Below are 19,262 nucleotides of genomic sequence, written 5' to 3' on the forward strand. Positions count from 1 at the left end.
CGTGTCGTCGACCAGCGTTCAACGTTCGCGATAGGCGAAAGCGGAGATGAGAGCCCAATCTCCCCCCTTGCGGGGGAGATGCCCGGCAGGGCAGAGGGGGGTGTGAAGGAATGCACACTGTTGCCTGTCGGGCGCCGCCTCAATCCGTCCACTTCACCTTGGTCAGATCATTCGCCTGGATCGGCGCATTCTCCCACAGGCCCTGCAGCTTGGCGTCCCAGACGCCGACCTTCGGCAGTTCATAGAGGAAGCCGACCACGGCGTCGTCGGCCAGGATCTTCTGTGCTTCGCCGAGCAGCGTGTTGCGCTTGGCGTCGTCGGAGGTGAGGTTCAGCTCGGCGATGATCTTGTCGAAGGCGGGGTTGTCGTAGTTGAAGTAGTAGTCCTTGCGCGAATAGATATCGATGTCGCCGGGCTCGGTGTGGGAGACGATGGTCAGGTCGTAATCCTTCTTGGTGAACACCTGATCCAGCCACTGCGCCCATTCGACCGGAATGATTTCCAGGTCGATGCCGACATCGCGCAGCTGCGAGGCGATGATCTCGCCGCCAAGCCGTGCATAGGAAGGCGGCGGCAGTTTCAGCGTCGCCTTGATGCCGTTTTCGAAGCCGGCTTGCTTCAGCAGCTCCTTGGCCTTGTCGACATTGTGCGGGTACAGGCCGGTGAGGTCGACATAGGCCTTGCTGGCGGGCGACATGTGCGAACCGATCGGCACGCCGAGGCCGGCCGAGGCGCCGTCGATGATCGCCTTGCGGTCGAGCGCGAAGGCAATCGCCTGCCGCACCTCGAGGTTGTCGAAAGGCGGCTTCTTGTTGTTGATCGCCAAAATGGTCTCGCCCTCGGTCGAGCCGATCACCACCTTGAAGCGCGGATCGTCCTTGACCTGCGCGACGCTGTCGGGATCGAAGAAAGGGAAAGCCTGGATGTCGCCCGAGAGCAGCGCCGGCACGGCGGCAGCGGCTTCGGGAACGATGCGGAACTCGGCCTTGTCGAGGAACACCGGGGCGCCCCAGTAAGTGTCCGATTTCACCAGCGTGATCGACGAGCCCTTGGCCCAGCTCTGGAATTTGAACGGGCCGGTGCCGATGGGCTTTTCCTTGTTGGTGTCGGCGCTCTCGGGCGCCACGATCACGGCGTCGCCCCAGCCCAGATTGTAAAGGAACGACCCTTGCGGGTTCTTCAGCGTCACCTTGACCGTTGCCGGATCGACGACTTCGACCGTATCGATGGCGGCGAACAAGGCCTTTTGCGCGTTTACGGAATTGTCGGCACGGGCGCGGTCGAGGGAGAACTTCACGTCGCCGGCGTCGAAATCGCTGCCGTCATGGAATTTGACGCCGGTGCGCAGCTTGAAGGTGTAGACCTTGCCATCGTCGGAAATGGCCCAGCTCTCGGCAAGGTCGGGCAGGACTTCGCCATTCGGGCCGATGCGGGTCAGGCCCTCGAAGACGTTGGCGTAGAGCACTTCGTCGATCGCCGCGGCAGCACCGGCGGTCGGATCGAGATGTGGCGGCTCGAGCGTAATGCCGATCACCAGGTCGGTGCGTGCGGCAAATGCCTGACTGCCGGCCAGTGCCAGCACTGCGGCGGCAAGAATGGTTTTCCACAATTTCATCGTGCAACTCCCAAATGCTCGAACCCTGGTACGATAGAAGCGTGATTTCGAGGTGGAGTAAATTGCGTTTCGTGCTCTGCAGCGGCGCGGGGAGGAATGTTTTTTCAGCGAAGTCGATGGTTCAGTCCGCGGCCGTGCCCCTAAGCAGCACATTCAGCCCGATCGCCATCACCTTGGCCGACTCCACCATGTCAGAGATACCGACCCATTCGTCGGGCCGGTGGGCGAGGTCCAAAATGCCCGGGCCATAGGCGATGCAATCATAGATGTGGCCGATGCGGGCGATGTGCTTCTGGTCGTAAGTACCTGGTGAAATGACATAATCCGGCTCGCGGTCGAAGATCGCCATGATGCCTTGCGCCACCGCCTTGACCACTGGCGCATCGCGCTCGGTCATCAGCGGCAGCACCTCCATCAGGTCGCGAATCTCGTAGTCGAACTTTTTGCGCTCGCGCTTCAGCCGGTCGAGGATATCGGTCACCTCGCTCTTGACCGTGGCAAGGTCCTCCTCGAGCAGGAAGCGGCGGTCGATGGTCAGCCGGCAAGCGTCGGGCACGTTGGGTGAGGGCAGGCCGGGGCGGAAATCCTCGGTCTGGCCGCCATGGATCGAGTTGATGTTCATGGTCGAGCGCTTTGCGCCTTCGGGCACGACAGGCATGCGCGTCACCTTGCGGTCGAGCGCCGGAAAAAGTTCATCCTCGAAGGCCTGCAGCACGGCGCCCATGTGGCGCACGGCATTGTCGCCGAGGAACGGCATCGAGCCATGCGCGATCTCGCCCTTGGTCTCGATCTCCGCCCACCAGACGCCGCGATGGCCAAGACAGATGCGGTCCTTGTTCAGCGGCTCGGGGATGATGACGTGGTCGACCTTGGGTTTCGAGAAATAGCCGAGCCTGGCCAAATGGGCGACGCCGCCGAAGCCGCCGGACTCTTCATCGACGGTGCCGGAGATTTCGATGGCGCCGGGAAAGTCGGGGAAAACCTCCATGAAGGCTTCCGCCGCGATGATCGAGGCGGCCATGCCCCCTTTCATGTCGCAGGCGCCGCGGCCGTAGACCTTGCCGTCCTTCACCACCCCGGCAAAGGGATCGACGCTCCAGCCTTCGCCGGCTTCGACCACATCGATGTGCGAGTTGAAATGGACGCAGGCCCCAGGCGAGCGGCCGTCGAAGCGGGCGACGACATTGACGCGGGGATAGCGGTCGGTGTCGCCGGGCGTGCCTTCGGCGCGGATGAATTCGGTTTCGAAGCCAAGCCTGCCTAGGCGCGCACCGATATATTCGGCGCAGGGGCGATAGGCTTCGCCGGGCGGGTTGATGGTCGGGAAGCGGATCAGGTCGGCGGTCAGTGCGACCAGGTCATCAACACGGGCGTCTATCGCTTTGAAGAGTCGTTCGCTCATTCCCGGATTTGAGCAGGCAAGGGGGTGGTTTTGCAAGCATCGCGCCACTGGCGCCGAAACTTCGTGTCGCAGCGGCAACTATGGCGGGAAAATCGTTCAAATTCGCTGCTTTAGATTGGCGAATTTATCAAGGAGTGTGTGCTAGGTCACTCACCTGTCGTTAAAAAGATGAAAAACCGCGTGATGACAGGGCAGGCAAGGGGCATCAAAGGGGTTTGATCTCATGACTAAAATCGTTCTCATGGCAGCTGCTTTTGCTGCGATGCTGTTCGGCACGTCCATCGAAAGCAGGGCTGCCTCGCTGGTGGCCAGCATCGACGTCTCGTCGCAGACCATGACCGTCAGCCAATACGGCCAGGTGCTTTATCGCTGGAGCGTGTCGACCGCGCGCAGCGGCTATTTCACGCCGCGTGGCACCTATCGGCCGCAACGCACGGCGCGGATGTGGTATTCGAAGAAATACCACATGTCGCCAATGCCTTACTCGGTGTTCTTCCATGGCGGCTACGCCATCCACGGCACCGGCGCGGTCAGACAGCTAGGGCGTCCGGCATCGCATGGCTGCGTGCGGCTGCACACCGCCAATGCCGCGATGTTCTATGCGATGGTGCGCGAAGTCGGCTTCGGCAATACGCGGATCGTTGTTACGAACTGAGCCTATCGGCGACTTAAGATTGACGCTGCCGCTGGCCGGTGGCGTTGGCCTGTCCACGCCGGCGGCGACGCCGGCCTGAGATTTCCCACCTTTTGTGGAACCACATCCACTGTCCCGGATCCTCGCGCACCCAGCGCTCGACCACGTCGGCGAGCAGTTGGGTGGTGGCCGCGACATCGACGCTGCCGCTTTCATTGCGCGGCAAGGTCAGCTTGTCCTCGATCTCGAGGCGGAAGCGGTTGCCAGGCAGCCGCACACATCGCGCCGGATAGACGTCGCAATCATAGTGACGGGCGAGCATGCCCAGAACCGGATTGCTCTGGCATGGGCGGTTAAAGAAGATCGTCTCCAGCCCGCTGGAGAATTTCTGGTCGACTAAAACGCCGATATTGCCGCCTTTCTCCAGAATCGACGCCAGCGCGAAGGAGGCGCCGGTCGAAGACGGCAGCAAGGCGCCCATGCTCGAACGCCGCGTCGAATGGATATAATCGGCGAGGTAAGGATTGTTGGGCGGACGAAACAGCGCCGTGATCTTCATGCCGAACGTCGCGGCTGCCACGGGCAGCAGCTCGAAATTGCCGAGATGGCCGGTGAACAGGATATGCGGTTTGTCCTCGCCAGCTATCTGATGGAAATGATCGGCGCCACCGACTTCGACGCGGCCGGGCGTCGCTGCCTTCGGATCATAATCGAAGAGCGCGTCAAGAAAGATGTATTCGGCGGCGAGCCGGGCCATGTTGCCCCACATGTCGGAGGCGATGGCCTCGATCTCGACATCGCTCTTTTCGGGATAGGCAAGGCGCAGATTGTCGATGGCGACACGGTGGCGCCCGACCCGCGGACCGATGCGCCGGGCCGCGCGGTCGGCGAAATTGAGCGCCCTGTCCGCGGGCAGGAGGCGCAGCAGCGAGATGATCGTCATCGCCACGCGCGCCACCAGCCAGTGCTCCATCTGGCGCAGTCTTCGGCCATAGCGGAACATGAAGTCCCGGCGGGCTTTCTTGAACACCTTGCCGACCATAGTCCTAAGAAACGCGCAGGATGATCTTGCCGAACACGTCGCGGCCTTCCATGCGCTTCAACGCGGCGTCGATGCCGTCGAAGCCGACTTCGGTGTCGATGACAGGTGCGACCTGTCCCGCCGCCATCTTCTGCATGGCGTTGGCCATGTTCTCCATGCGGCAGCCGAAGGACCCGAGCAGCTTCAGCTGCTGCTGGAACAGCTGCATCAGATTGATCTGCGTCGACACGCCCGAGGTCGAGCCGCAGGTGACGAGGCGGCCGCCGCGCTTGAGGCAAAGCATCGAGGCGGCAAAGGTGTCGGCGCCGACATGTTCGAAGACGACGTCGACGCCCTTCTTCCTGGTGAGCTTGCGCACGACGCCTTCGAAACGATCGTCGCGGTAGTTGATGACATGGTCGGCGCCGAGCGCCTTGGCCTTGTCGATCTTGTCGTTGGAACCGACCGTGGTGATGATGGTGCAACCCATGCGCTTGGCCAGCTGGATCGCCGCCGAGCCGATGCCGGAGCCGCCGGCATGGATGAGGATGGTTTCGCCGGGCTGCAGCTTGGCATTGTCGAACAGCATGTGCTCTACGGTGCCGAAGGTGACGGGGGCGACGGCAGCGCCGACATCGGTCACGCCGGGAGGAGCAGGGACCAGCAGGCGCGCCGGCAGGTTGATCTTCTCCTGGGCAAAGCCGTCGAGATGGAAGCCGTGGACGCCCGAGACATGTTCGCAGAGATTGTCGCGGCCTTCGCGGCAGGCGCGGCAAAGGCCGCAGGTGCGCGCGCCGTAGATCGACAGCAATTGTCCGGGCAGCAGGCTGGAGACGCCGGGGCCGACAGCTTCGACCTCGCCGGAGGCTTCGGCGCCGACGACCAGCGGCAGCTTACGCTTGGCAAAGGCCATGCCACGCCAGCCCCAGACGTCGATATGGTTCAGCGCCACCGCCTTGATGCGCAGCGTGACTTCGCCCAATGCGGGGGGCGGCGGGGGCGGCAGGTCCACCGTTTCAAGACGGCGGTCCTCGATAAGTTGCAGTGCGCGCATGGGGCCTGTCAGTTCAGTCTGGCTGAAAAAGGTCGCTTAGACCGGTTCCCGCGCCATGACAAGGCAAGTGTTCTGGCCGCCGAAGCCGAACGAGTTCGAGAGCACGGTGCCGACTTCGGCATTGCGCTTCTTGTTGGGCACCACGTCGAGCACGATTGCCGGGTCGGGATTGTCGTAGTTGATGGTCGGCGGAATGACGCTTTCGCGCATGGTCATCAGCGAAAACGCCGCTTCGACGGCGCCGGCCGCCGACAGCGTGTGGCCGATCATCGACTTGTTGGACGAGACCGGCATCGAGCCGATGCGATCGCCGAACACGGTCGACAGCGACAGATGCTCCATCTTGTCGTTTTCCGGTGTCGAGGTGCCGTGAGCGTTGACGTAGTCGATCTCGTCCTTGCTCAAGCCGGCATCGGCAAGAGCGGCGCGCACTGCTGCGATCGCCGGGGAACCGTCGGGCTTGGAACGGGTGCGATGGAAATCGTCGGCCTTTTCACCGCAGCCGCGCAGGATGCCGAGAACGCTTGCGCCCCGTGCAAGGGCCGCCTCAAGCGATTCCAACACCAGAGCGCCGGAGCCTTCGGCCAGCACAAAGCCGTCGCGGTCCTTGGAGAAGGGTTTTGACGCCTTTTCCGGGATGTCATTGTGGGTCGACAGCGCCGAGAGCAGCGAAAAGCGGATCAGCGCCTCGGCGGTTGCCGAACCGTCGGCGCCGATCGACAGCGCCCGGTCGCATTCGCCGCGCCGGATCGCCTCGACGCCGAGCTGGATGGCGGTGGCGCCCGAAGCGCAGGCCGTCGACAGCGTGATCGGCAGGCCGCGCGTGCCAAAGCGGTCGGCCAGCCGGTCGGCGATCGCGCCGAACTGCGTGCTTGCGAACGTATCTGTTTCCTTCAGCCCGCGCGCCACCCTGAGCAGCCTTTCGGCGCCGGCGCCTTTGCCGTCGGAATTGTAGAGCGCGAAGCGATCCTGCCAGTCGAGTTCGACCGGCGGCGAGGCGAGGAACAGAGGCCCGCCAAAATCAGAGGAATCGAGGCCGGATTCGGCCACCGCCTCCTTCGCTGCGGTTTCGGCCAGCTCGTAGGTCAGCAGGCTGGCGCCTTTCGAGCTTGAGTCGAGGAAGTCGACCATGCCGGAGATGCGGGTGTTGAGGTGGTCGACGGGAAAGCGGGTGATCGGGTGGATGCCCGATTTGCCGGAGGTCAGTGCCGCCCAGTTATCGGCCTTGCCGATGCCGAGCGACGTTACCACGCCGATGCCGGTGACGGCGACGATCGGCCTGCCCATGTGATCTCTGAGATTGGCCATCCGGAACCTCTTAACTTTGCAGCACGATCGCGCAGCGCTGCTTCAAGCAGCGTTGACCAGCGCCATGCCCTCGAATTGGTGATAGCCGATCGCCGTTGCGAGCACGGTTTCGGGAATGCCTTCGAACGGCTTCTCGGCCGCGGCGTCGAATACGGGGTAGGCGGCCTTGCGGTCGACGGCCAGGGCGGCGAGGGCGACCGCGAATGGAAACTGCGCTTCCTTCATATGCCCGGTCAGCGTGGCGAAGCCGCGCGCCGATATCGCCGGATTGGCATCCAGCGCTGACTTTTCGGCTGACGTTGCGGTATGCGCCCCGGATGCGCCCGACAGGGCCAGCAACTTGCCGTTCGGGAGAGCCGCCTGTTTGAGCAATGCCGCGATCTCGGCGTCAAGCTCGCCGCGCGAGCGCCGGGCGCGGCCTGAGACGACCGGTCCGAGCTCGGCATAGATTTTCCGCCCACGGCTTTGCGCGTGTTCGCGCTGCTCCAGCACCAGGAACGCGCCGCCGGAGCCGGAGACCAGGCCACCGCCCTCGGCGCCCTGTCTCTGCCAGACCGGCTTCCATGGGCCGCGATGCAGATAGCCGGCCAATTCATAGCCGAGCAGCATGTCGGAATGTTCGGTCTGGAAGGCGCCACCTACCAGTATGTGGGTCGACTGTCCGGAGCGGATGCGCGCCGCGGCGGTCTCGACGGCGGCGACGCCGGCACCTTCCTCGCCCATGAAGGTCCTCGACGACCCCGTCACCTTGTGGACGATGGAGATGTTGCCGGCGAGCAGATTGGAGAGCTGGGCCAGGAAAAGGGTCGGCCGCAATTCGGTGGTCAGTTTCTCGTTGAGCAGCACGTCGCGGTCGTTGCGGCTCTCGGACGCTGCGAGGATGGCGGCATCGACCGCCTCGTCCCGCTCGCCGCCGCCGGCGGCCACCACCATGTCCATGGTCGTGCAGAGCTCGTCATTGCCCTTGATGCCGGCGTCATCCAGCGCCATGCCGGCGGCATAGGTGCCCAGCCTCTGCCAGGTTTCCATCTGCCGCTGGTCGCCGCGCTTGGCGATCTGCAGGTTCCAGTCGATCTCCGGCAGGGGATGCACGGTGTAGGGCGCAAAGCGCGCGGCTTCGAGCACCGGCTGCAAGCCGGGCTGCGCCAGCTTCTGCCAGTGGGTATCCGGACCCTCTCCCAGCGAGGAGACAAGGCCGATACCGGTGATGACGACGTCGCGACGGCTGCTCATGAGCGGCTTTGTGGGTCAGGCGGCGCAGCCCGTCAAGGCCGCGCGCCAGCCGATATCAGGCGGTCTTGGCGGCGACCAGCGCGTCGATCTTGGCGCACAGGTTCTTCATGACGAAGTAATCGTCGGTCGAAGCCTTGCCGTCATTGACTTCCTGGGTCCACTTTTCCAGCGGCACCTTGATGCCGAATTCCTTGTCGATGGCAAAGACGATATCGAGGAAATCGAGACTGTCGATGCCGAGATCGTCGATCGTGTGGCTCTCGGGAGTGATGGTGTCGATATCGATCTCGCTGGTGTCGGCAATGATCTTGGCGACTTTGTCGAACGTGGTGGACAAGGGCTCTTCCTTCGGTTGCGGGCGGAATCTGTCCGCATCTGGTTTGGGCGCTGTCTAATCGGTTTTTCCCGGCAGGAAAAGGCCTGATGCGCGGGGCGCAGATGGTATGGCCTTCCCATAAAGACAAGAAGGGCTGCCCGACAAGCCGGCGGCCCTTCCAGTTGACGTTACGTCAGATCAGTTTTTAGGGAGCTTGACCACTGGCTTTCTCAGAACGTGACGCGGCCGAGCACGCGCAAGCCATCGCCCTGCGGCTCGACCACCACCGCTTCGCCCTCGCGCGGCGAGACGCCGGTCAGCGCGACGATGTTTTCGAGATGCGTGACCATGACCAGATTGTCGGAACCGGTGTAGGCGCGGATTTCCTTCATCACCGCGTCGAGCTGCGCGGCCTTCTCGGTCGGATCGCTCCTCAGGAGGTCGAGCGGCGCAAAAAGCTCCGGCTCCGCCTCGAAGGCGATGCGGGCGGTGTCGAGGCAGCGGCAATAGCGGCTGGACAGCACCCGCTCGATGGGGGCGGCGCGGGCGCCGAACAGCGCGCCGATCTTGCTCGCCTGCTGCTTGCCGCGCGCCGATAGATTGACCTGGGTGGCGCAGTTGTCGATGTCGAAATTGGCGGGGTCGGTGGTGCCGGTGACCAGTGCGTGGCGAAGCAGCACGACATGGCCGCCGTCACGCAGCAGCGCCCAGCCGGCGTCGGTCGCGTGGGCGACGGCGGGAACAGCAAGCAGGAACAGCGACAGCACAAATCGAATCATCGAAACCTTTCCGGGAGCCGGATGCCGCTCCGGTCATTCTGATATAGGGATCGGAAAGCCGGCACAAAGACAAGCGAAAGGCGAACCCTCGGTTCGCTTCACATTTTCGCCATTTGCTTCTTCGCCAGCTCGATCTTCTGATCGGTGAGCGGGATAGGGATCGTGTAGCCGGCTTCTGTGAAGCCCTGCTTGGCGTTCTCGAAGAATTCGATCGCCTTGAGATATTCCGGCTTGCCCGCGCCATAGCTGGCGCGGTTCCAGTGGACGTCGCCGATATTGTTCTGCTCGAAGGCCCACTGCAGCGGCTGACTTTCGCGCGTAAACACCTTCAGCGCCGCCGTGAACGCCGCTTCGGCGTCGTTGAGATATTTGTCGGTCCGCTGGAGATTGCCGAGATTGAGCAGGCTCATACCGATGCCATTTTGAGCGTTGGCCCAGTCGACCGGCGCGGCCTCGATGGTGAGTATTTCGAGCGCTGCCCGCCGCGCCGCAATCGAATCCTGCAGCGTCTTGGCATCGCCATTGCTCATGCTCAACCAGTGCAGCGTCGAGCCCAGGCCGGCCTGGGCCATTGCCCATTGCCGCGGGTTGGTCTCGCGCTTGTACTCGCGCAACGCATTGCCGTAGGCGTCGACCGCCTCGCTGTAATGCTCGGGCTTGTCGGTGACGCCGCCGAGAAGCTGCAGCGTGTTGCCGAGATTGTAGTAGCTCATCGCCCAGTCCTGCGGGAACTTCCGCCTGACATAGACCTGCCGTGCCGCCTGGAAGGCTGCCGCCGACTGTTCCAGCTTGACCGCATCACGCGTGCGCTGGCCCAGCGTCTGATAGATCGAGCCGAGATTGTTCTGGGCTGACGCCCAGTCCATCGGGAAGCGCTTGCGGGTAAACACCGTCAGAGCGTCGTCATAGGCAGCAGCAGCTTCTTCGAGCGTAGCCGTGCCCATATCGAAGCGGGCGATACCGCTCAGCGCATTGCCCAGGTTGAGGCGGCTGGTCGCCCAGGACACCGGGAAAGTTTCGCGGGTTCGCACTTCCAGCGCGGCGCGAAACGCGTCGGCCGCCTCGTTGATCTTCGCCTTGTCGTTGAGCTGGATGCCAAGCGTGACCAGCGTGTTGCCGAGATTGTTCTCGATCATCGCCCATTCTACCGGCGTTTTTTCGCGCGTGTACTCCTCGAGCGCCAGCCGGTAGGCGGCTTCGGCCTGCTTCAGATGCTCGCCGGTGGGTTCGCGTTCGGAGAGCGCATAGAGGGCGAGGCCAAGATTGTTCTGCGAAGAGGCCCAGTCCAAAGGCAGCTTGTCGCGCGGGCGCTTCTCCAGCGTGGCGCGCATTGCCGCCACCGCATCGTTCAGGCGCTTGGGGTCGCTTTCGCGTTCGCCGATCTTAAGCAGCACATTGGCCAGGTTGTTCTGCGCAGCGGCCCAGTTGCGATCATCTTTCTCGCGCTCGAAAACGGCAAGCGAACCGCGGAAGATCTGCGCTGCCTCTTCCAGATGCGCGGTCTCGGTTTCGCGTTCGCCGATGGTTTGCAGCACGACCGCCATGTTGTTGCGAGTGATTGCCCAATCGCGGCTCTGTTCGCCATTGGGAATGAAGTTCAAGATGACATGATAGGCCTCGATGGACTGTTGTAGTGCATCGAGGTCGCCGGTGGCGTAGCCATAAGCGTTCAGCGCCTCGGCCTCCTGGTTCTTGTAGTTCCAGCGCAGCTTTTCGTCCCACTTCTCGACCAACGAATACGCCTTGGCATGGTCGGTGGCGGCGGATTTGTAGTCGAAGACCAGCGCGGCGGCGTCGGCGCGTTTGGCATAGATGGCGGCGTCGGCGATGCGCTTCTGCCGGAGCAGGTCCTCGGCCTCGTCGACCGCACCGCTGTTTTCCTCGATCCGGCCGACCGCGTCGTCGAGGAATTTGCGCGCCGTCACCATGGCGCCCTGGCCGATGGCCTTGTCGGCGGATGCGACCAGGCGACTGATCTCAGGATCGTCGGTGCGTAATGCGGCGCGCTCGGCCATCATCTTCTTCAGACGCTCGGCCTGGCTGTCCAGCACCTTCTGCAGGTCGTTCGGATCCTCAGGGATCTTTTCCGTGCCGAGCGCCTTGAGCACGCCGTAGAGCGCGTCAAGGGGCACGCCGTCCTGCAGAGAAGCCAGCTCCACCTGAGCCCGTTTGGGATCGGGCAGGTCGGAAATGGTCAGCAGCAATTGCCGCCGCTCACCGGTGATCAGCCCGTCGTCGCCAGTCGGTTCCGGCGGCGCGACGCCGAAATAGAGCAGGCGACGCAGGCTCTCGCTGACCCAGGGGCGCTGCTTTGCCTTGGTGTCGAGATAGACCTCCTCGGTAACCATGCGCATGACCGAGCCGAATTCCGTGCCTTTCATCGCGGTGAGGTGGCGCAGCAGGGCGGCGGCGTAGGGGCTGTTTTCGCCGGCGGCGCCATCAAGTGCGGGTCGGCCCGGCTCGGCGGCGAAGCCGACCACGGTTCCCAGGCTGGCATCATCCACTGAGGCACTGGCAAGCGCCTTGGCGCCGCGCACCGGTTCCAGCCCGCCGGCGCCGACAGGCTCGGCGGAAGCCGTCGGCCCGCGGCGCACGACCGCGTCCGGCGGAAACGGGTTGGTGCGGCAGGCGTCAAGCAGCACGATCGTCACCGGCACGGTCTTTTTCAGCTCGTCCATGACGGCTGAAATCGGCACCAGCGCCTCACCGGCATTTTTCAACGACGAGACGTCGGCATCGACCGGCACCAGATAGTTCTCGCCGCCCGCCTCGATGCCGTGGCCGGAATAATAGATGAAGGCGACGTCGGCGCCTTCGGCGTCCTCGACAAACCGATCGAGATCGCGCTTCAGCTTGGCGGCATCGCGATCGGTGACGTTGCGGGCGTCGAAGCCGAGGTCGGTCAGCATCTTGGCCATGTCGCGGGCGTCGTTGGCCGGGTTGGCAAGGGCTGCGATGTGTTCGTATTTCGACTGGCCGATGATCAGCGCCACGCCCTTGAGACTTTTGGTCTCGGCGGCCTGGGCCTCAGATACGCCAAGGCAAAGCAGTATAGCGACGAAACCCGCCAGCCACCCCTGTCTGACCAGCCACACTTGTCTGACCAGCCACCCCTGTCTGAAATGACGCTGTTTCGGCGTCGCAACCATTCGCTGTGTGTCCGCCCTGATGATACCAAGCCTGTATAGCGCTGCCACCCGACCATTATCAAATTCAGGCGCCGGGCGGATCGAGGATCAGTTTCTGAAGATCATGGCGATTGCGCTGGAATCCGGGCTCGCCTATCCCTGAAAAATGTCTCCGCTCACCGAAACCGTTCTTTTCGTCTTCAGCCTCGTCGCGCTCGGCTATGTCACCGGGCTCACCGGCTATCTGAAACCGGCCAGCGGGGACGGCATCTCCGAATTCGCCATCAACGTCGCGATGCCGCTGCTGCTGTTTCGGACGATGGTGAATTCGGATTTCCACGGCGTGGCGCCCTGGTCGCTGTGGGGTGCTTATTTCGCGGCGGTTGCAATGACATGGGCCGCCGGCCATCTGGTGACGACACGGATCTTCGGGCGGGACGCGCGCACCGGCATCGTCGGTGGAGTGTCGTCATCCTTCTCGAATGTGGTGTTGCTGGGCATTCCCTTCGTTCTCGGCGTATTCGGGTCCAGCGGATTCGAAGTGCTGTCGCTGCTCGTTTCCGTGCATCTGCCGACCATGATGATGGCTTCGATCATCATGTTCGAGATATTTGGCCGCGGCGTCAGCGAGCCCGTACACCCGCTGCGCATCATCCAGAGCTTTCTGAGAAGACTGTTCACCAATCCGTTGATCATCGGCATCCTGGCCGGGCTGGCATGGCGCCTCACCGGCGCGCCGCTGCCGAACCTTGCCATGCGATTGGCCGATGCGCTGGCTAACACCGCCGGGCCGGTGGCGCTGTTCGCCATGGGGCTCAGCCTGCGCCGTTTCGGCATTTCCGGTAACATCCGACCGGCGCTGGCGCTGTCGACGCTGAAACTGTTCCTGATGCCGGCGCTGGTGCTCGGCCTGGTCTGGCTGTTTGGCCTGCCGCCCTTGACGGCCAAAGTGGCGGTCGTGGTGGCGGCGCTGCCGTCCGGCATCAATTCCTATCTCATCGCCGTGCAGTTCAACACCGGCCAGGCGCTGGCGTCGAACCAGATGACCATCGCCACGGCAAGCGCGGTTGTTACAACCGCCTTTTGGCTGACGGTGGTGGTGCATGTCTTTGGGTAGGCTTGGTCTTCTGTAAGGCTGGTCTTTGGCAAGGCTGGTCTTTGACAAGGCTGCGGCCCAAACTAATTTACATGTGAATTTTCTCTGGCGTTGGGCTGGCCCAAAGCCTATATGCCATCTTGCAATTGCTTGCCGGGCTTGCCCTAGGTAAAGAGCAGTGGCTTCAGCGTGTCGGCTCCGCCGCCATTGTGCACGCTCGTTCAAGAGATCCAGGAAACCGGCCCGTCAGTGCGCCGAACGGAGGCTAGACCATGCTGCAGAAAACCAGCCATTTCATGCGCCAGGCCAATCTCATCAACGGCGAATGGGTGCAGGCCGACAGCGGCCAGACGGTCGACGTCAACAACCCGGCCACCGGTCTCAAGATCGGCACCGTGCCGAAGTCGGGCAAGGCGGAAACCCGCCGCGCCATCGAAGCCGCAAGCGAAGCCTTCAAGACCTGGCGCAAGACGACCGCGCTTGAGCGCTCGAAGCTGTTGCGCAAGCTGCATGACGCGATGATGGACAATCAGGATGTGCTGGCCGAACTGCTCACCATCGAGCAGGGCAAGTCGCTCGCCGAATCCAAGGGCGAGATCGGTTCGGCTGCCGCCTACATCATGTGGTTTGCCGAGGAAGGCCGCCGCACCTATGGCGATGTCGTGCCATCGCCATGGGGCGATCGCCGCATCCTGGTGACCAAGGAGCCGGTCGGCGTCATTGCCGCCATCACGCCGTGGAATTTCCCCTCCTCGATGCTTGCCCGCAAGCTTGGCCCCGCGCTTGCCGCCGGCTGCACCGCCGTGGTCAAGCCGGCCTCGCAGACGCCGTATTCCGGCCTTGCATGGGGCGCGCTCGCCGAGGAAGTCGGCTTCCCAAAGGGCGTCATCAACATCCTGACGGGTGCTGCCGGCGAAATCGGCGACGAGATCTGCGCCAATCCGCTGGTGTCGAAGATCACCTTCACCGGCTCGACCGAGATCGGCAAGCTGCTGATTCAGAAGTCGTCCGTCACCGTCAAGAAGGTCTCGATGGAACTCGGCGGCAATGCGCCGTTCCTGGTCTTCGACGATGCCGACCTCGATCGCGCCGTCGCCGGCGCCATCACCGCCAAATACCGCAATTCAGGCCAGACCTGCGTGTGCACCAACCGCTTCCTGGTGCAGGCCGGCATCTACGACAAGTTTGTCGAGAAGCTGGCCGCTGCCAGCAATGCGCTGAAAGTTGGCTCGGGCCTGGAAGAGGGCGTGCAGCAGGGACCGCTGATCGACGTGAAGGCGGTCGAGAAGGTCGAGGAATTCATCGCCGACGCCACGTCGAAGGGTGGCAAGGTCGTTGCCGGCGGCAAGCGCCACGCGCTTGGCGGCTCATTCTTCCAGCCGACCGTCATCGCCGATGCGAAGCCTGACATGCGCTTCATGAAGGAAGAGATTTTTGGCCCGATCGCCCCGGTGTTCAAGTTCGAGACCGAAGAGGAAGCCATTGCGCTTGCCAACGACACCGAGTTCGGCCTGGCCGCCTATTTCTACACCGGCGATCTCGGCCGCGCCTTCCGGGTCATGGAAGGCCTGAAATACGGCATGGTCGGCGTCAATGAAGGCCTGATCACCACGCCGGAAGCGCCGTTCGGCGGCGTCAAGGAATCGGGCCTCGGCAAGGAAGGCGGACATCAGGGCATCGAGGACTATCTCGACACCAAATATGTCTGCATCGGGGGGCTCGGCCTCTAAATCATTGACGGGCAGGGCAGGCCGCGGGCCGGCCCTTGCCAGACGACATTCAGCCGGACTGGAGCGGTTCAGCGTTTCACGGAAACGCCGAACCGCTCCAGTTCTTTGTTTTTTGCAATTCCGGACGGAAAACCGTTTCACACTTTTCCTGGAATTGCTCTAAGTCGATAGATCGACGAATTAGCATTTGGACATAGCGATGAAGGACGGCGAAGTCTTCGGCACGACGCAGGCAGGCGAACCCGTTCGCCGTTTCACCATCCGGGGCGGCGGCGTCAGCGCCAACATCATCGGGCTCGGCGCAATCATCCAGGATCTGCGGCTCGCCGGTCACGACGCGCCGCTGGTGCTGGGCTACGACCGCTTCGAACCTTACGAGACCGACCGGGCCTTCTTCGGCGCGGTCGTCGGCCGCTATGCCAACCGCATCCGCGACGGCCGCTTCACCATTGCCGGCCAGCGCTACCAGACTGAGCGCAATTTCCTCGGCAAGCACACGCTGCATGGCGGCTCGGAGGGCTTCTTCCACCGGCCGTGGACGGTTTCGCTGCACGGCCGGGATTTTGTCACGCTGACCCTGCACGATCCCGAGGGCCCGATGGGCTTTCCCGGCGCGCTCGACGTCACCTGCACCTACCGGCTGAAGATCCCCGGCACGCTCTCGATGGAACTGACCGCCACTTGCGAGGAGCCGACGCTGTGCAATCTGGCGCAGCATTCCTATTTCAATCTCGACGATGGCGGCGCCGGCGACATTCTCGACCACCGGCTGATGCTGAACGCCGGCGCCTATACGCCTGTCGATGGCGAGATGATCCCGACCGGCGTCGTCAAACCTGTCGACGGCACGCCCTTCGACTTCCGCCAGGCGCGGCCGCTGCGCATGGAAACGGAAGGCGAGCAGCTTCCCTACGACGTCAATTTCTGCCTGGCGTCAGCCCGGGGCCCGCTTCACCAGGTGGCGTGGGCGCAAGGCGCCAATTCCGGCGTCGAGATGGAAGTCTGGACCACCGAGCCGGGCCTGCAGCTTTACACCGGCCAGTATGTCGCGCCGACCTCGGGCGGCCTGGACGGACGGCGCTACAAGGCGTTTTCCGGCTTTTGCCTGGAAGCGCAGACCTGGCCCGACGCGCCGAACCGGCCCTATTTCCCGCAGGCCACGCTGTGGCCGGGCCAGATCTATCATCAGGTGACGGAATATCGTTTCAGGCTTCCCTAAGGTCTTAGCCCTCGAAAGCGGTTCTTAGAACCTCGAACGGCGCCAGCGCGCCTCGCACCTGCACGACAGCGGCGGCGACGCGATGCGCGCGCTGCACGGCATCCGCCGGGGCATGGCCGGCAAGCCGGGCGGCGAGATAGCCGCCATTGAAGGAATCGCCGGCGCCGGTGGTGTCGACCGGGGTGGTGACATGCTGGGCCGGAACCGGCTGCAGGGCTCCGCCAGTGGCGATCAGCGCGGGTTCCTCGCCATTCTTGACGACGACTTCGCCGACCAGTTTTCCGAACCGCTCGGCGGTCGCTTGCGGTGCCGTGTCGCCAAACAGCATCTGCTCGTCGGGAAAGGTCGGCAGCGCGATGTCGGTGACGGCAAGCGCGTCGAGGATCGCGGCTTGCGCCTCCTCGCGGCTCTGCCACAGGCGCGGCCGGTAGTTGGGGTCGAAGGCGACGAGCGAACCGGCAGCCCGCGCCTTGGACACTTCCGCCAGCAACGTCTTGCGCGCGGCGGCATCCAGAATTGCCAAAGTGATTCCGGAAAAATACACAAAAGCCTGGTTTTCAAGGCTTTTTGCCAAGGCGGCCGGGTCCGAGGCGAGCCGCCTGGCCGCCGCGTCGCTGCGCCAATAGGTGAAGGCGCGTTCGGCGCCGGTCAAGGTGATGGCGTAGAGGCCGGGCCGCGCGCCTGGGATGACCGGGCTGGCGCCGATGTCGATGCCGTTTTCGGCGAAGAACGAAATCTGGCCCTGCGAGAAGGGATCGTCGCCGAAGGCCGAGACATAGGTCGCCGGCCGCTCGCCGCTCAGCGCATGCAGCGCCCACAGCGTGTTGAACGTGTCGCCGGCAAAGCCCATGCGCCAGTTCGGCCCGGCCTGGCCGGACAGTTCGAGCATGCATTCACCGATCGAAGCGACGCCGTCTGCTGCCATGTATCTGTCTCCGGATCAGTTCGCTGCTGTAGCTTTTTGCGGCCGGCAGCGCCATGCTTGGCGGCGGCGGTTTTTTGCGCCAGAAGCGTTTTCCCACAGAAGCGGCGGGACGCGAATTGCTTCCCGAGACGTTATGTCCAGAAGAGGAACCGGTTTGGCATCGATATGGCGTTATCTTCTTGCGGGCGTTGGTCTGGCCGCCTTGCTGGCTGGCATATTGGCGATCGTCTATCTGACCGCGCCGCAGTCGGCGCCGAGCCCCGATGTTTCGCGCTCGAAGAAGACGGCGAACGGCTTGTTTGTCGCCAGCATTCAGCCGGAACGCGGCGTTATCCGGCAAGGCGAACTGCAATCCTGGTTGCTGACCCTGAAGACGGTCAAGGGCGATTCCGTGGAAGGTGCGGCGATCTCGGTGTCCGGCGGCATGCCGCAGCACAATCACGGCTTGCCGACCAGTCCGCAGGCGACCGACTATCTTGGCGAGGGACGCTACCGGATCGAGGGGCTGAAATTCACCATGAGCGGCGTGTGGCAGTTGCGCTTCGCCATTTCGGCGGCGGCCGGTTCCGACACGGTCGTCTTCAACGTGGTGCTGTGAGCGGATGAACCGCCTGTTGCGCCTTCTGGCCTTGGCTGCGGTTTTGCTCGTTGCCGGCTGCGGCAAGCCGGACTTTTCCGATGCCGAGAAGAAGACCATCGCTTCGCTGGCGCTGAACACCTTGCCGGCGCTCAAACCCGACACCACCAACCGCTTCGCCGACGTGCCGGCCGCCGCAGCCCTGGGCTCCACTCTGTTCTTCGACCAGGGGATGAGCCGTGACGGGAACGTATCCTGCTCGACCTGCCACAAGATCGACCGGCAGTTCCAGGATGACCTGCCGCAATCCGTCGGCGTTGGCCGAACCAACAGGCGCTCGATGCCGCTGGCCGGCATTGCCCGCAATCCGTGGTTCTTCTGGGATGGACGGCGCGACAGCCTGTGGGCGCAGGCGCTGACGCCGCTGGAAAACCGGCTTGAGCAGGCGGGGAACCGCGCGGCCTTCGCGCATTACATCCAGAAGCGGTTCGGCGAGCGCTATGAGCGCATCTTCGGGCCACTGCCGGATCTTTCCGCCGTGCCGGCCAACGCCAGCCCGCTAGGCAATGAGGCCGAGCAGGCGGCATGGAAGGCAATGACCGCGGCCCAAATGGACGACGTCAACCGCGTCTTTTCCAACATCGGCAAGGCGATCGCCGCCTTCGAACGGTCGATCGAACCGGCACAGACGCGCTTTGACCGCTTTGCCATCGATCTTGCGTCAGGCGCCAAGCCGAAAGCCGACGATGCCTTTTCGCAGGAGGAGATGCTCGGGCTGAAACTGTTCATCGGCAAGGCCAATTGCGTCACCTGCCATAACGGCCCGCGCTTCACCGACAACGCTTTCCACAACACCGGCGTGCGGCCGGTCAGGGATTTGCCATTGGATCGCGGCCGTTTCGATGCGGTGGCCCAGGTTCAGGCCGACCCATTCAACTGCTTCGGCGCCTTCCGCGATGGCGACGCCGGCGCCTGCGGAGAACTGCGCTTCATCGTCAAGGCAGCACCCGAACTGATGCGTGCCTACAAGACGCCGTCGCTGCGGGGCGCGGCGACACGGCCGCCCTATATGCATGCCGGACAGTTCTCCACGCTGGAGGAGGTGGTGGCGCACTACGCGAAGGCGGAGGCGGCCGTTGAAGGCACCTCCGAAGTGCACCCGTTGCAACTGTCGGACCGCGAACGCGCGGCGCTGGTGGCGTTTTTGAAGACGCTGTCGGAGTGA

Annotated in this window: 16 protein-coding genes; 6 read left to right on the top strand and 10 right to left on the bottom strand. The window is 63.5% G+C overall.

Going from position 1 to position 19,262, the window contains the following annotated elements; all coding sequences use genetic code 11:
- Positions 1-139 precede the first annotated feature (139 nt).
- Both ACYG9R_RS23220 and ACYG9R_RS23225 read right to left on the bottom strand, forming a co-directional pair.
- The gene (locus ACYG9R_RS23220; protein ID WP_023823060.1) at positions 140-1,615 is read right to left on the bottom strand and encodes an ABC transporter substrate-binding protein; all 1,476 of its coding nucleotides are present in this window, start codon (positions 1,613-1,615) and stop codon (positions 140-142) included.
- A 121-nt stretch (positions 1,616-1,736) separates the two neighbouring features.
- A complete protein-coding gene (locus ACYG9R_RS23225) occupies positions 1,737-3,017 on the bottom strand; it encodes an acetylornithine deacetylase/succinyl-diaminopimelate desuccinylase family protein (protein ID WP_023751595.1) in 1,281 nt (426 codons plus the stop codon).
- A gap of 223 nt (positions 3,018-3,240) precedes the next feature.
- Between ACYG9R_RS23225 and ACYG9R_RS23230 the strand changes: the two genes are divergently transcribed.
- Positions 3,241-3,672: a L,D-transpeptidase gene (locus ACYG9R_RS23230; RefSeq protein WP_023681747.1), complete on the top strand. Its 432-nt coding sequence runs from the start codon at positions 3,241-3,243 to the stop codon at positions 3,670-3,672.
- 13 nt (positions 3,673-3,685) lie between these two features.
- Here the strand turns inward: ACYG9R_RS23230 and ACYG9R_RS23235 are convergent, their stop codons facing one another.
- The 7 genes from ACYG9R_RS23235 to ACYG9R_RS23265 all read right to left on the bottom strand — a co-directional run bounded on the left by ACYG9R_RS23235 (position 3,686) and on the right by ACYG9R_RS23265 (position 12,511).
- Positions 3,686-4,693, bottom strand: coding sequence for a lipid A biosynthesis lauroyl acyltransferase (locus tag ACYG9R_RS23235; protein WP_031199047.1), 1,008 nt, complete (start codon positions 4,691-4,693; stop codon positions 3,686-3,688).
- A gap of 4 nt (positions 4,694-4,697) precedes the next feature.
- Positions 4,698-5,726, bottom strand: coding sequence for a zinc-binding dehydrogenase (locus ACYG9R_RS23240; RefSeq protein ID WP_023815478.1), 1,029 nt, complete (start codon positions 5,724-5,726; stop codon positions 4,698-4,700).
- Positions 5,727-5,762: 36 nt separating this feature from the next.
- Positions 5,763-7,034, bottom strand: a complete 1,272-nt coding sequence (locus ACYG9R_RS23245; RefSeq protein ID WP_023700301.1) for a beta-ketoacyl-ACP synthase — start codon at positions 7,032-7,034, stop codon at positions 5,763-5,765.
- A gap of 42 nt (positions 7,035-7,076) precedes the next feature.
- The gene (locus ACYG9R_RS23250) at positions 7,077-8,267 is read right to left on the bottom strand and encodes a beta-ketoacyl-ACP synthase (RefSeq protein WP_023823058.1); all 1,191 of its coding nucleotides are present in this window, start codon (positions 8,265-8,267) and stop codon (positions 7,077-7,079) included.
- Between the two features lie 55 nt (positions 8,268-8,322).
- Complete coding sequence (locus ACYG9R_RS23255) at positions 8,323-8,604, bottom strand: acyl carrier protein (protein WP_010909964.1); 282 nt, start codon at positions 8,602-8,604, stop codon at positions 8,323-8,325.
- 209 nt (positions 8,605-8,813) lie between these two features.
- Positions 8,814-9,362 carry a histidine phosphatase family protein gene (locus tag ACYG9R_RS23260; RefSeq protein ID WP_023691044.1) on the bottom strand — a complete coding sequence of 183 codons (549 nt, stop codon included), beginning with the start codon at positions 9,360-9,362 and terminating at the stop codon, positions 8,814-8,816.
- Positions 9,363-9,460: 98 nt separating this feature from the next.
- A complete protein-coding gene (locus tag ACYG9R_RS23265; RefSeq protein ID WP_245259997.1) occupies positions 9,461-12,511 on the bottom strand; it encodes a caspase family protein in 3,051 nt (1,016 codons plus the stop codon).
- 145 nt (positions 12,512-12,656) lie between these two features.
- On the opposite strand from ACYG9R_RS23265, the gene ACYG9R_RS23270 reads away from it, so the two are divergent.
- The 3 genes from ACYG9R_RS23270 (at position 12,657) to ACYG9R_RS23280 (ending at position 16,535) form a co-directional block, all read left to right on the top strand.
- Positions 12,657-13,607 (top strand): AEC family transporter, encoded by a 951-nt coding sequence (locus ACYG9R_RS23270; protein WP_023833822.1) that lies wholly within the window; start codon positions 12,657-12,659, stop codon positions 13,605-13,607.
- 251 nt (positions 13,608-13,858) lie between these two features.
- Complete coding sequence (locus ACYG9R_RS23275; protein WP_023670445.1) at positions 13,859-15,316, top strand: NAD-dependent succinate-semialdehyde dehydrogenase; 1,458 nt, start codon at positions 13,859-13,861, stop codon at positions 15,314-15,316.
- Positions 15,317-15,509: 193 nt separating this feature from the next.
- Positions 15,510-16,535, top strand: coding sequence for an aldose epimerase family protein (locus ACYG9R_RS23280; RefSeq protein WP_023823055.1), 1,026 nt, complete (start codon positions 15,510-15,512; stop codon positions 16,533-16,535).
- Between the two features lie 4 nt (positions 16,536-16,539).
- On the opposite strand, the gene ACYG9R_RS23285 is transcribed toward ACYG9R_RS23280, so the two are convergent.
- Entirely contained in the window at positions 16,540-17,460 is a 921-nt protein-coding gene (locus ACYG9R_RS23285; protein ID WP_023823054.1) for a sugar kinase, read from the bottom strand.
- A gap of 154 nt (positions 17,461-17,614) precedes the next feature.
- On the opposite strand from ACYG9R_RS23285, the gene ACYG9R_RS23290 reads away from it, so the two are divergent.
- Positions 17,615-18,058, top strand: coding sequence for a FixH family protein (locus ACYG9R_RS23290; protein WP_023751587.1), 444 nt, complete (start codon positions 17,615-17,617; stop codon positions 18,056-18,058).
- A gap of 4 nt (positions 18,059-18,062) precedes the next feature.
- Positions 18,063-19,262: a cytochrome-c peroxidase gene (locus tag ACYG9R_RS23295; protein ID WP_023823053.1), complete on the top strand. Its 1,200-nt coding sequence runs from the start codon at positions 18,063-18,065 to the stop codon at positions 19,260-19,262.

Source organism: Mesorhizobium sp. RSR565B, assembly GCF_054719465.1.